General features: G+C 68.0%; 1 protein-coding gene. It reads right to left on the minus strand.

The window, feature by feature from the left end; translation table 11 throughout:
- Positions 1 to 244, minus strand: a 244-nt coding sequence (locus SB754_RS22405) for an aminoglycoside phosphotransferase family protein (RefSeq protein WP_410784479.1), incomplete at both ends; no start/stop codon positions are given.

Below are 244 nucleotides of genomic sequence, written 5' to 3' on the forward strand. Positions count from 1 at the left end.
CGGGATCCAGTCCGCCGGCTGAGCACAGCCGCTCCAGCCGCTCCCGCAGGGCCGCCTCCGGCCGCCCCTCGTCCAGTTCCCCGATCCGGTTCCACAGCATGGGAGCGGCGGCAAATTCCGGTTCCCCCACCATGGCCTGAGGATCGATCGCCACGAATCCGTGCCCGTCGGCCCCCTCGTTGCGGTACAGGACGTTTTCGAAGTGCAGATCCGTATGCACCAGGACGTCATTGCTGCTGCGCCG

It is taken from the genome of Leifsonia sp. SIMBA_070, assembly GCF_046534635.1.
Taxonomy (GTDB): Bacteria; Actinomycetota; Actinomycetes; order Actinomycetales; family Microbacteriaceae; genus Leifsonia.